This window comes from Pseudazoarcus sp. NS36 (genome assembly GCF_059703705.1).
This window is the reverse complement of record NZ_BAAKJA010000010.1, coordinates 49,015-61,767: the sequence shown is the minus strand read 5'-3', so window position 1 is coordinate 61,767 and position 12,753 is coordinate 49,015. Positions and strand designations below refer to the sequence as shown.

Below are 12,753 nucleotides of genomic sequence, written 5' to 3'. Positions count from 1 at the left end.
ACTCATGTTTTGGCCCCGCTCACAGCTGGAAGGCGCGCTTGCGGAAGCGCTGGCGTATGACTTCGGCGAAGGTGTTGATGACGAAAGTCATCACGAACAGCGTCAGGGCCGCCAGAAACAGCATGCGATACAGCGTGCCGCCGATGACCGCCTCGGGCAGTTCCACCGCGATGTTGGCCGACAGCGTGCGCAGGCCGTTGAAGATGTTCCAGTCGAGCACCGCGGTATTGCCGGCGGCCATCACCACGATCATGGTTTCGCCGACCGCGCGGCCCATGCCGATCATGCAGGCGGCGAAAACGCCCGACATGGCCGTGGGCAACACCACCCAGATCGCGGTCTGCCAGGGCGTGGCGCCCGCGGCCAGGCTGGCGGCGCGCAACTGTGCCGGCACCGCATTGAGCGCATCTTCAGCCAGCGTGTAGATGTTCGGGATGATCGCGAAGCCCATCACCATGCCGACCACCAGCGCGTTGCGCTGCACGTAGGTATCGACCACACCACCGCGCGGATCGAAGCCGGACGCAGCCAGCGCACCCGCCACCATCCACGCCACCAGCGCCGAGATCACGGCCATCGAAAGCCAGCGCGCGCCATCGATCACACCGGCATGCTGGCGTGTCAGACCGCGCAGGTGCATGCGGTAGGCCGTACCGATCGTGCGGTTGAAGGCCATGGTCAGCAGCACAAAGCTGAGCGGCCACAGGAACATGCTCATGAACGGCACGGCACTGCCGACGTCGCGGTTGGTCCAGGCCTTGAAGTCGCCAGCGAAGAAGCCTTGCTCAAAGGCCGGACCAAGCAGCCACGCCAACCAGCCCGAGATGCCGATGACGACAAACATGAACGCGAACTTGGGCAGGCCGTTGAGCTTGAGCGCCAGGTGCGGCGGCAGCATCTGCCAAAGATGCGCGGCAACCATCAGGCCCAGCGGCAGCGCGACAAAGCCCAGCACCACCGCCGCAATCCAGCTCTCGACCAACGGCGCGAGAATCAGCGCCGCAATGAAGCCGAGCACCACCGTGGGCAGCGACTCCATCATCTCCATCACCGGCTTGACCGTGCCGCGCACGCGGCGATGTACGAACTCCGAGGTATAGATGGCCGCCAGCAGCGCGATCGGTACCGCGAACAGCAGGGAATACACGGTTGCCTTGAGGGTGCCGAAAATCAGCGGCACCAGCGAGAATTTGGGCTCGAACAGGTCGGTGCCGGAAGACGACTGCCAGGTGTAAGTCGGCTCGGAATAGCCCTCGTACCAGTTCTTGCCGAAGATGGCGCGCCACGTCGTTTCCGGGTGCGGCACCGCGAAGGCCCAGCGGTCAATCAGGCCGGCGCTGTTCATGGCCACGGCACCGTCATCGCGCGGCATCAACATCAGCTGCATCGGCTCACCGTTTGGCGACACCTTCTGCTGCATGCGCAGCAACACCTGCTCGCTGGTGGCGTGGCGGAACCACAGATTGCCTTCGGCATCGAGTGTGACCAGGCTCTTGCGGCGCTGCGAGACATCGTAGGCCACGATGCCGGCCGGCTGTTTCTCGAGCTCACGCGCCAGCACCATCCGGTAGCCGTCAGCCGTTTGCGCACCCTCTTCCTGCAGACGGAAGTACATGCGCAGCGACCCGTCCGTGCCCCCCACGACGATCGTCTGATCGCCGATCAGGAAGCCCAGCACACCCAGATCCACGCCTTCGGGCGTCAGGTGGGCCGCCTCGGCAAGCACCGGGTTATTGAAGTCACGCGTATCGAAGCGGAATACGTTGCCGTCCGCCACGCCGACATACACCTGGTCAGCCTGACCGGTCAGCAGCACCTTCTTGACGACCGTACCGCCCGGCAACGACGGCAACGTGGCCGTACGCGTCGTCACCGACTCCTGCTGGGTCATCAGGTTGATGCGCGTGTCGGCGCGGGTCAGACGACCGACGCCGAAACTGTCAAAGGTCACGAACGAGCGCGTCGGGCGCTCGACCGTTCCGCCCAGCGCATAGCCGATGGCGGTGATGGACACCCCTTCGGGGGCAATCTGCTGGGCGTCCTTGACGTCGGTTTCAAGCGCGATGCGGCGCACCTGATTGCCCGGCACCTGACGATAGACGACCTTGCCGTCAGTGAAATCCTGTTCGTTGAGCTGCGTCAGGCCGGAAGGCATGTCTTCGGCGCGCAGCACCTGGGTGGAAAAGCCGATGCGCGCGAAGCGCACGGTGCCGTCGGAAAAGCCGAACATCATGTCCGAACGGTTGTTGGTGGCAGCGGCCGCAGTGACCTGGTCCCCGCCAAAATCAAGTTCCTGCGACGAGAGCGGCGTTCCGCTATCAATGTGGAAGGTGCTGACCCCTCCCTGCGCATCGATGCGCAAGCCGATGGTCTGGTACTCGTCGGCGTTCGACCAGATCAGGCCGGGCGCCGCTTCAAGCACATAAGCGTCGTGCTTCTTGAGCTCGCCACCAAAGAACAGCGGGAGCGCCTCCTTGGCCAGAAAGGCAAGAATGCCGAAAACCGCCACGATGACGAGCAAGCCCCCCAAGGTGATCGAAATGTCCGCCGTACGATCCGCAAACAGCACGGACTTGCGGGTTGCCCTGCCCACCGGGAGAAGGCGCTTGTAGCCGTCTGCCGGAGTAGTTTCAGTGGCCGTATTCTCGGTCATGGATGATCCGTTCATCAGTCAAACACAACAGGCGGATACGGACACCCGTATCCGCCTCGTCGAAATGCTCTCGCCCTGGATTACTTGGCCAGACCGAAGCGCTTCAGGTCATCGTCGGCCAGCGCCTTGATCACCGGGAAGTAACCGTCCTTGACGACCGCTTCCTGCCCCTGCTTGGAGTAGATGAACTTGATGAACTCGCCACGCAGCGGATCGAGCGCCTGGTTCGGGTTCTTGTTCACATAGATGTAGAGGAAGCGCGAAACCGGGTAGTCACCACTGGAAGCGTTCGCGGCATTCGGCTCGTAGCAGGTCTGGCCCGGGCCGGCAGCCAGCTTGATGAACTTCACGTCAGCCGTCTTGTAGCCGACGCCCGAGTAACCGATGCCACCGACGTCAGAGGCCACACCCTGCACCACGGTCGAGGAACCCGGCTGCTCCTTGACGGTATCCTTGTAGTCACCGTTGAACAGCGCGACTTCCTTGAAGTAGCCGTAGGTGCCCGAAGCCGAGTTGCGGCCGTACAGGGAGATCGGGCGGCTGGCCCACTCACCCTTCACGCCAACATCGCCCCAGGTGGTGATGTCCTTGTCCAGACCGCCGTTGCGGGTCTTGGAGAAGATCGCATCGACCTGCTGCAGCGTCAGACACTCGATCGGGTTGTCCTTGTGGGCATACACTGCCAGCGCGTCGATGGCCGAACGCACTGCGGTCGGCTTGTAGCCGTATTTCTTTTCGAAATCGTCGATTTCCTTGGACTTCATCGGACGCGACATCGGGCCGAACTGGGCGGTACCGGCGATCAGCGCAGCCGGGGCGGTGCTCGAACCCTTACCTTCGATCTCGATCTTCACGTTCGGGTACATGGCGTTGTAGCCTTCGGCCCACAGCGTCATGAGGTTGTTCAGGGTGTCGGAGCCGATCGACTTCAGGCTGCCCGAAACACCACTCACGGCCTTGTAGGACGGCAGAGCGGGGTCAACCTGAACCTGCGCCTGTGCGGCGGAGGCGGCAGCGATACCAACAACGGCGGTCGCGAGGATGCTCTTCTTGAACATTACGGATTCTCCAGTTTCGTCTATTCAGTCAGCCCCGCCCTTCCGGGGCGCTCCCGCTGCTGCAGGAACGGAACGGATTATGCGTACCGAAAATTACAGTTCTGTGAAACGTAACCAATCTCTTCCGGGCAGCCCGACCGCTCCTGCTGCGCGCGGGCGGGGAATGCACCGGCGCCCACAGAAATCGCAGCACCTGCTGCTCTGCGCCCTGGTGTTGTGCTTTATGCATGCCGCGGCCGCGGCTGACTGGAAACTGCATCGCAATGAGGGTCTGACGCGCGTCGAGTATCAGCACGATGCGGACGGCTTGCTGCGCGCCAGGGCCGAGACCGTGGTCACGTCATCGGTGGGCGCCTTTCTGCATCTGCTCGAAGACACCAAGCACATTGCCGACTGGGCCGCGAACACCTACCGTGCCGAGCTGATTGCCGCGCCGGCCCCCCGTACCCATGTGGTGCACACCTGGTTTCGTGCCATGTGGCCGGTTTCGAAGCGGGACATGGTGACCCGCTCGACCTGGCAGCAGGACGCCGACAGCGGCGAACTGACAATGCAGATCCGCGATGCAGGGCAGGAATACCCCATCGAAAAAGGCCATGTACGCATGGAGCAGGTTCAGGCCGAATGGGTGCTGACGCCCCAGGCCGAAGGAAAACTGATGATCCGCTATGAAGGACAGGCCGACCCTGCCGGCCTGCTACCCCGCTTCATCGGCGACAAAGTGGCGCTGAAAGCGCTCTTCAAGACATTCGAAAACCTGCCAGAGGCACTGCAGCGACACCAGCGCCCTTACCCCGGCGTGGCGCGCTGAGCGCATTCAGGCAAAGGCGTGCTCTACCGCAGCGGCAATGCGCTGTGCCAGCCGCTCGACCTGCGCCGCATCACGCCCTTCGACCATGACACGCAGCAAGGGCTCCGTACCGGAGGGACGCAGCAGCACTCGACCCGTATCGCCGAGTTCTCGCTCGGCTGCCGAACGTGCCTCCTCGATGCCCGCATCCGCGCGCCAGTCAAAACCGGCCGGCATGCGCACATTGACCAGTTGCTGCGGGTAGAACACCAGATCGGCACAAGCCTGCTTCAGGCTCATCCCGCCTTGCCGCAAGGCAGAGAGCACCTGCAGCGCGGACACGATGCCGTCTCCGGTGGTATGGCAGTCCAGGCAGATGATGTGGCCGGAACTCTCGCCGCCAAGCTTCCAGCCACGCTCCTGCAGCAACTCCAGCACATAGCGATCACCCACGCTGGCGCGGTCGAACGGCACACCCAGCCGCGCAATCGCATGCTCCAGACCGAGATTGCTCATCTGCGTACCGATCACGCCGTCGAGCCGGCCGGCTTCCTTGCGCGCAACCGCGATGACATAAAGCAGGCGGTCGCCGTCATACAGCGCACCATCGGCGTCACACATGATGACGCGGTCGGCGTCGCCGTCCAGCGCAATGCCGATATCCGCCTGATGAGCCAGCACGGCCTGGCGCAAATGTTCGGGCTGGGTGGCGCCGACCTCGTGGTTGATGTTGATCCCGTCCGGCTCGGCACCGACTGCCACCACCTCGGCCCCCAGCTCATGGAACACCTTGGGTGCGATGCTGTAGGCCGCACCGTGCGCGCAGTCGAGCACGATGCGCAAGCCGCGCAGGTCCAGTTCGTTCGGGAAGGTGCTCTTGCAGAACTCGATGTAGCGCCCGGCCGCGTCGTCGATACGCCGCGCCTTGCCAAGGCGGGAAGAATCCACGCAGCCAAGAGGCTGATCGACACCAGCTTCGATCTCCAGTTCGATCACGTCCGGCAGCTTGGTGCCACCGGCCGAGAAGAACTTGATGCCATTATCAAAGTACGGATTGTGCGAGGCGGAAATCACCACTCCCGCCTGCAGGCGCAAGGCCCTTGTAAGATAAGCCACGGCCGGCGTCGGCAACGGGCCGGCCAGCATGACATCAACCCCTGCCGCCGCAAAACCAGCCTCCAGCGCCGCTTCCAGCATGTAGCCGGAAATCCGCGTGTCCTTGCCGATCAGCACCGCCGGGTGCTCGCCAGCCGGCAGATGCTCGCGCTTGACCAGCGCCTGCCCGGCGGCATACCCCAGCCGCATTACGAAATCCGGAGTGATCGGCGCGGTGCCGACCAGTCCGCGCACGCCATCGGTGCCGAAATACTTGCGGGCCATTGCTGTTCCGTTCAATTCATCAAGCCGCGATTATGACGCGCGCCCGTCCATCAGCGCCATCCATACCGCCAGCGCATCGCGGGTAGCCGCCACGTCGTGCGTACGCACGATGCGCGCACCCCGCTCGACGGCCAGCACCGCCGCCGCCACACCGGCCGCCACGCGTTGATCGACCGGGCGCCCGGTGAGTGTGCCGAGCATGGTCTTGCGCGACATGCCGACCAGCACGTGCAGGCCGCTCTCGCGAAAGCGCCGCAGATCGCGGAGCAGTGCGAGGTTGTGTTCGATGGTCTTGCCAAAACCGAAGCCCGGATCGAGCAAGATGCGCGAATCCGCCACTCCGGCCTCCCGCAACACAGCAACCCGTGCATCGAGAAAGCTCATGACCTCAGCGACCACATCGGAGTACTCCGGTGCCTGCTGCATGGTCCTGGGCTCGCCCTGCATGTGCATGACACACAAGGCCGCGGTCGCACCGGCCACCGCCTCGACCGCGCCGGGCGCACGAAACGCGTTGATGTCGTTGATCATCGCCGCGCCGGCAGCGAGCGCCGCGCGCATCACGCCTGGCTTGACGGTATCGACCGACACCGGCACCGGCCCCTCAGCGAGCCGCTCGAGCAGTGGTATCACTCGGTCGAGCTCCTGCTGCTCACTGACCGGTTCGGAACCCGGCCGAGAGGATTCGCCGCCAATGTCGAGCACCTCAGCGCCGGCGGCCACTGCCGCCTCGGCGCTGCGCAAGGCTGCATCCAGGTCCTGTCCCAGACCATCACCCGAAAATGAATCGGGCGTGACATTGACGATGGCCATCACACGCGGCACGGACAAGTCGAGACGGAAACGCCCGCAGTGCAGGATCTCGTTGAAAGCTTCAGAGGTCATCGGTAACTCTTCCTCGGGAGCCACGAACAAAAAGACCGGCCAGGCCGGTCTTTTTGCTGAGGCTGCGCAGGGATCAGGCCGGTTCGGCCGCTGCGTCGGGTTCATCCGCACCCGGCGCGTCACCGCTCGGGCGCGACGGCGGCAAGGTCGACTGCTTGGGCGGGCGCGGCGGACGGCCCTCCATGATGTCCTTGATCTGATCCGCATCAATGGTTTCCCACTCGAGCAGCGCAGCCGTCATGGCCTCGACCTTGTCGCGGCTCTCGGTCAGGATTTTCTTCGCCAGAGCGTACTGTTCGTCGACGATACGGCGGATTTCCTGATCGACCTTCTGCAGCGTGGCCTCCGACAGATTCTTGTGGGTCGTGATGGAGCGACCGAGGAATACCTCACCTTCGTTCTCGGCGTACACCATCGGACCCAGTGCTTCCGACATGCCATAGCGCGTGACCATGTCACGGGCGATGCCGGTAGCACGCTCAAAATCGTTGGAAGCGCCGGTCGATACATTGCCGACAAAAATTTCCTCTGCGACACGCCCACCGAACAGCATGCAGATCTGCGCCAGCATCTCGTCCTGATACAAGCTGAAGCGATCCACTTCCGGCAGCGACCACGTCACGCCCAGCGCACGACCACGCGGAATCACGGTCACCTTATGCACCGGATCGCAACCGGGCAGCGTCATGCCGATGATGGCGTGACCGGACTCGTGGTACGCGGTCTTCTTCTTGTCTTCCTGCGTGATCACCATGGAACGGCGCTCGGCGCCCATGAAGATCTTGTCCTTGGCGCGTTCAAAGTCGTCCATGTCGACCAGACGCTTGCTGGAACGTGCGGCAAACAGCGCTGCCTCGTTCACCAGGTTCGCCAGATCCGCACCGGACATCCCGGGCGTGCCACGCGCCAGCACCGTGGCATTGACGTCCGGGGCAATCGGTACCTTGCGCATGTGCACCATCAGGATCTGCTCACGGCCACGGATATCCGGCAGCGGCACGACCACCTGACGGTCGAAGCGGCCCGGACGCAGCAGCGCCGGGTCCAGCACATCGGGGCGGTTGGTGGCAGCGATCACGATCACGCCGCTCTGCCCTTCGAAGCCGTCCATCTCGACCAGCAACTGGTTCAGGGTCTGCTCACGCTCATCGTTGCCACCGCCCAGGCCTGCACCACGCTGACGACCGACCGCATCGATCTCGTCAATGAAGATGATGCAAGGTGCGTGCTTCTTGGCGTTCTCGAACATGTCGCGCACACGGGCTGCACCGACACCGACAAACATCTCGACAAAGTCCGAACCGGAGATCGAGAAGAACGGCACCTTGGCTTCGCCGGCAATGGCCTTGGCCAGCAAGGTCTTGCCGGTACCGGGCGAACCGACCATCAGCACGCCCTTCGGGATACGGCCGCCGAGCTTCTGGAACTTGGACGGATCGCGCAGGAACTCGACCAGCTCAGCCACTTCTTCCTTGGCCTCGTCGCAACCGGCGACGTCGGCAAAGGTGATGGAGTTGGCCGACTCGTCCAGCATCTTGGCCTTGGACTTGCCGAAGGAGAATGCACCGCCGCGACCGCCCCCCTGCATCTGGCGCATGAAGAAAATCCACACGGCGATGAGCAGGAGCATCGGGAACCACGACACGAAAATGCTGGCGAGGAAGGACTGACCCTCATCTGGCTTGGAGGCCGTAACGGTCACGCCTGCACGCAGCAGGTCCGACACCATCCACAGATCCTGTTGGCCCGGCGTAAACACCGTGACTTCCTGCCCGGAGACGGTCGTGGCCTTCACCACCCGGCCGTCGATCGTGGCCTTGGTGATGCGGCCAGCGCGTGCATCCGCCATGAACTGGGAGTACTCCAGCGTGCTGCTCGGAGTGGCTTGGCGCGCGTTGAACTGGTTGAACACCGTCATCAATACGATGCCGATGACCATCCAGACAGCGAGATTCTTGAACATGTTATTCAACGTCGTTTCCTTGAAAGCCCAATGGAGGCGGCGAGATAGTGACTCATTCTATGGCCGATCGTTCCCGCCCGTAAACAAATCGCCCCGATGGGCGCAGGCAATCACCGCCCCCGGCCCGGTCGAGCTTGAACAGCGGGCGCTCTGACCTCAACATGGGGGCGACTTGTCCATTCTGCAACCACCATGACCCAAAAACGTCCGCTTGAAGGCGTCCGCGTGCTCGAACTCGGCACGCTGATCGCCGGCCCCTTCTGCACTCGCATCCTCGCAGAGTTTGGCGCCGAAGTCGTCAAGATCGAAGCCCCCGAGGGCGGCGACCCGCTGCGCACCTGGCGCAAGCTTTACCAAGGCACCTCGCTGTGGTGGTACGTGCAGGCGCGCAACAAGAAGTCCGTGACCGCCAACCTCAAGCACCCGGAGGGACGTAACTTCGTGCGTCAACTTGCCGAACGCGCCGACATCGTGGTCGAGAACTTCCGTCCCGGCGTGATCGAGAAGTTCGGCCTCGATTACGCCAGCCTCTCCAAGGCCAACCCCGGCCTGGTCATGGTGCGGCTGTCCGGCTTCGGCCAGACCGGCCCCTACCGCGAGCAGCCGGGCTTCGGTGCGGTCGGTGAATCCATGGGCGGACTGCGCTACATCACCGGCTTTGAAGACCGTCCGCCGGTACGTACCGGCATCTCCATTGGCGACTCCATCGCGGCACTGTGGGCGGCCATCGGCGCGCTGATGGCGCTGCGGCATCGCGAAGTGAACGGCGGCAGCGGTCAGGTTGTCGATGTTGCGCTGTACGAGGCCGTGTTCGCGATGATGGAGTCGATGGTGCCGGAGTTCGATGTATTCGGCTTCGTGCGCGAACGCACCGGCAACATCATGCCCGGCATCACACCTTCGGCCATCCACAGCACGCGCGACGGCAAGCACATCCAGATCGGCGCCAACGGCGACGCCATCTTCCGCCGCCTCATGCTCGCCATCGGCCGTGACGACCTCGCCAACGACCCTCAGCTGGCCGACAATGCCGGCCGCGATGCTCGCCGCGACGAGCTTTACGCCGTGATCGATGCCTGGTGTGGGTCGCACGATGCCGACACAGTGATGGCCACCCTCAACCGGGCCGAGGTGCCCGCCACCACGGTGTTTTCGGCTGCCGACATGTTTGCCGACCCGCAATTTCTCGCCCGCGAGATGCTGCGCTCGGCAAAGCTGCCGGACGGACGCGACTTCAAACAGCCCGGCGTCGTGCCGAAGTTATCCGACACACCGGGCGACATCGACTGGATCGGCCCAGAACTGGGCGCGCATACGGACGAGGTGCTGCGTGAGCTGGGCTGCGACGCCGCACGCATCCAGGCCTTGCGTGATGACGGAGCGGTCTGATCAGAGGCGGGCGAGCAGCGCGTCGAAACCCGGGTAGTCCGCCCGGTCAAGATCGAACTTGCGCACGTGTTGCGTCCAGGTGCGTCCGCCCTGCAATGCGTCGAGCAGCGCCACCGAATCCAGTATCCAGCTCCCACCGAGCCGGGTGACGCCACGCTCGAACAAGGGATCGGGCAGGCAGCCTGCACCGGGGCCGATCAGCACGAAACGCTCGGCCGCATGACAGGCCGAGTGCACACGATCGAAACTGTCATTGAGCAAGACCGTGCTGGTGCACAGCACTTCGGTACAGCTCGCCAGATCGTCTGCCGTCAAGGTCACGCGCCAGCCTTCGCGCTTGCCCGGCACTTCCGGCGGCAGCTCCAGCACGGTCAGGTCGGCGCCCGTACTCAACAGCCGGTCGAGCAAGGGCAAAAACAAGCCCACCATGCCCACCTTGACGCCAGGTGCCGCCACAATACCGCCAAGGGAATCCCTGCTCGGCGGCGGCGCAAAGCCCGCTCGGTCAAACAGCCCACGTGTGAGCGCGTTGGCGGCAGCAAAGCCGAGCGCGCGACGAACGCCGTCGGCCTGCGTGCAGCCGCGCAGCAAATGCAGTGGGTCCGCATCCCGCAAGGTGTCGAACGAAGCCAGGCGGTCACGCGTGTCGCCCAGACCGATATAGGCAAGCCCGACCGTTCCGTCCTCAAGCTCCAGCGCACAAAAGGCTGATTGCTTGCGCCCTGGGGTGCTTTCGCGCGGAAGATGCAGCGCCCTTACCTTCGGCAACCCTCCTCTCGCGGCCAGCACCTCAAAGGCGAGCAGCAGGTCAGCGCCGACGCTCACGAAACCCGCACACCTGCCGCCTGACGCAGCGCCGCACCAAGTGCCACAAGTGACTGGGCACCGGACACCGCGAGGCTGCGGTTGAGAATGAAGAACGGCACTCCTTCGACCCCCTGCTTCGACAGCTGAGCGGCCATGCGCTGAACGGCTTCGGCATCCTCGCTGCCGCTCAGGTATTCGACGATGACTTCACGGCGCTCGCCACAGGCCTGTGCGATGTCGGCCAGTGTTTCGACATCACCGATATCGCTCCCTTGCTGGAAGTAAGCCTCAAACACCCCGGCAACCAGTGCCTGGATGCGTTCGGGCCTGGCGCCACGGCTCTGCGCACGATAGATCAGGCGGTGCGCGCGCAGCGTGTTCGGACGCGTCCCGATCTTCTCGAAGGCAAACTCCAGCCCGTCCGGCTGCGCAGCCTCACGCAAGCGCGCAAACAGGGCATCCACGGCACGTGCGCTGCCGAACTTCTTCTCGAGGAACGGCCGGTATGGCTCGCCTTTGGACGGGGTATCCGGATTCAGAAAGTACGGCAGCCAGTGAATGCGCACCGGATGCTCCGGATGGGCTTCGGAGAACTGCGCCACCGCACGCATCAAACGATCGCGGCCGAGAAAGCACCACGGGCAGACGAAGTCGGAAACGACGTTGATGTCGATGAGCATGATGAACCGTCAATATTGGGGCGCCGTCAGCGCCCGCCGAGAAAACCCGTACCGAGCAGATAGACCTCGGCGCTGCGGTCGCGCGAAGCCTTGGGCTTGCGCGTCTGGAAAGACTTGAAACGCGTCTGCGCGGCCTGACGAAACTCCATGAAGCCCTGCCCCTGAAACACCTTGACCAGGAAGGCGCCACCAGGCTTGAGATGCTGCTCGCAGAAGTCCAGTGCCAGCTCGGCCAGATGAATGCAGCGCGCCTGATCGACGAGCTCGATGCCGGACATGTTCGGTGCCATGTCGGACAGCACGACATCCACCGCTTGTCCGTCCAGCAGCTCCTCGAGTGCGCTCAGCACCGCATCTTCGGTGAAGTCCCCCTGCAGGAAATCAACTCCTGCGACCGACTCCATCTCCAACAGATCGAGCGCGAACACCCGCCCCTTGGGCCCGACCTTCTTCACCACCGCCTGACACCATGAGCCGGGCGCTGCACCCAGATCGACCACCACCGCACCCGGCCTGAGCAGCCGGTCACGCTCGTCGATCTCCATCAGCTTGAAAGCTGCACGCGAGCGATAGCCTTCGGCCTTGGCGCGCTGCACCCAGGGGTCCGTAACATGTTCCATCATCCAGGCTTTGCTGGTCCTGGTGCGCTTCATCGGAGTAGAATTCCGCCCTTGACTGTTTGAGAAAAAAGATGAATGAGCTCACCCCCGCGCAGCGCCGCGAATTCCGTGCGGCAGCGCACCACCTGAACCCCGTCGTGACCATCGCAGGCAACGGCCTGACCCCTACCGTACTCGGCGAGATCGACCGTTCGCTGCAGGCGCACGAGCTCATCAAGGTCAAGGTCCAGGGCGTCGAGCGCGACGCCCGTGACGCCCTCATGCTTGACCTGTGCACGAAACTTAAGGCTGCACCCGTACAGCACATCGGCAACATGCTGGTGGTCTGGCGTCAGCGCCGCGAAGAAACCGCGGCCAAGGGCGCAGCCGCCAAGGCTCAGCCGCGCGGAAGCAAGCGACCGTCCGTTGCCAAATCCGCCCGCGCTTTCGCTGCCACCGCCCGTCGCACCGTGCTGATGCAGGCCGCCGCCGAGAAGAAACGCGTGGCAACCCGTCGCAGCCCGCGAAAGCCAAGCAAGCCGGGCTGAA

The 12,753-nt window shown here is 63.8% G+C and carries 11 protein-coding genes; 3 read left to right on the top strand and 8 right to left on the bottom strand.

Features of this window, described 5'->3' with window-relative positions; all coding sequences use genetic code 11:
- Positions 1–19: 19 nt before the first annotated feature.
- Together AC6H0R_RS14855 and AC6H0R_RS14850 are read right to left on the bottom strand one after the other, a co-directional pair.
- The gene (locus AC6H0R_RS14855; protein ID WP_497582150.1) at positions 20–2,653 is read right to left on the bottom strand and encodes an ABC transporter permease subunit; all 2,634 of its coding nucleotides are present in this window, start codon (positions 2,651–2,653) and stop codon (positions 20–22) included.
- Between the two features lie 80 nt (positions 2,654–2,733).
- Positions 2,734–3,711: a PstS family phosphate ABC transporter substrate-binding protein gene (locus AC6H0R_RS14850; protein ID WP_497582149.1), complete on the bottom strand. Its 978-nt coding sequence runs from the start codon at positions 3,709–3,711 to the stop codon at positions 2,734–2,736.
- A gap of 79 nt (positions 3,712–3,790) precedes the next feature.
- Here AC6H0R_RS14850 and AC6H0R_RS14845 point away from each other — a divergent pair, with 79 nt between their 5' ends.
- The gene (locus AC6H0R_RS14845) at positions 3,791–4,522 is read left to right on the top strand and encodes an START domain-containing protein (RefSeq protein ID WP_497582148.1); all 732 of its coding nucleotides are present in this window, start codon (positions 3,791–3,793) and stop codon (positions 4,520–4,522) included.
- A gap of 6 nt (positions 4,523–4,528) precedes the next feature.
- Here the strand turns inward: AC6H0R_RS14845 and glmM are convergent, their stop codons facing one another.
- The 3 genes from glmM to ftsH form a co-directional block, all read right to left on the bottom strand.
- Complete coding sequence (gene glmM, locus AC6H0R_RS14840; RefSeq protein WP_497582147.1) at positions 4,529–5,881, bottom strand: phosphoglucosamine mutase; 1,353 nt, start codon at positions 5,879–5,881, stop codon at positions 4,529–4,531.
- A 30-nt stretch (positions 5,882–5,911) separates the two neighbouring features.
- The gene (gene folP, locus AC6H0R_RS14835; RefSeq protein WP_497582146.1) at positions 5,912–6,766 is read right to left on the bottom strand and encodes a dihydropteroate synthase; all 855 of its coding nucleotides are present in this window, start codon (positions 6,764–6,766) and stop codon (positions 5,912–5,914) included.
- A gap of 73 nt (positions 6,767–6,839) precedes the next feature.
- Positions 6,840–8,738: an ATP-dependent zinc metalloprotease FtsH gene (gene ftsH, locus AC6H0R_RS14830; RefSeq protein WP_497582145.1), complete on the bottom strand. Its 1,899-nt coding sequence runs from the start codon at positions 8,736–8,738 to the stop codon at positions 6,840–6,842.
- 183 nt (positions 8,739–8,921) lie between these two features.
- Between ftsH and AC6H0R_RS14825 the strand changes: the two genes are divergently transcribed.
- Positions 8,922–10,118, top strand: a complete 1,197-nt coding sequence (locus AC6H0R_RS14825) for a CaiB/BaiF CoA transferase family protein (protein WP_497582144.1) — start codon at positions 8,922–8,924, stop codon at positions 10,116–10,118.
- Here the strand turns inward: AC6H0R_RS14825 and AC6H0R_RS14820 are convergent, their stop codons facing one another.
- From AC6H0R_RS14820 to rlmE, 3 genes are read right to left on the bottom strand one after another with little or no spacing between them, the layout of a single operon-like run.
- Positions 10,119–10,943, bottom strand: a complete 825-nt coding sequence (locus AC6H0R_RS14820) for a Rossmann-like domain-containing protein (protein WP_497582143.1) — start codon at positions 10,941–10,943, stop codon at positions 10,119–10,121.
- Positions 10,940–11,605 carry a DsbA family oxidoreductase gene (locus AC6H0R_RS14815; protein WP_497582142.1) on the bottom strand — a complete coding sequence of 222 codons (666 nt, stop codon included), beginning with the start codon at positions 11,603–11,605 and terminating at the stop codon, positions 10,940–10,942. Before AC6H0R_RS14815 ends, AC6H0R_RS14820 begins: the two co-directional genes overlap by 4 nt.
- A gap of 26 nt (positions 11,606–11,631) precedes the next feature.
- The gene (rlmE, locus tag AC6H0R_RS14810) at positions 11,632–12,258 is read right to left on the bottom strand and encodes a 23S rRNA (uridine(2552)-2'-O)-methyltransferase RlmE (protein ID WP_497582141.1); all 627 of its coding nucleotides are present in this window, start codon (positions 12,256–12,258) and stop codon (positions 11,632–11,634) included.
- Positions 12,259–12,296: 38 nt separating this feature from the next.
- Between rlmE and AC6H0R_RS14805 the strand changes: the two genes are divergently transcribed.
- The gene (locus tag AC6H0R_RS14805; protein ID WP_497582140.1) at positions 12,297–12,752 is read left to right on the top strand and encodes a YhbY family RNA-binding protein; all 456 of its coding nucleotides are present in this window, start codon (positions 12,297–12,299) and stop codon (positions 12,750–12,752) included.
- Position 12,753: the final 1 nt, after the last annotated feature.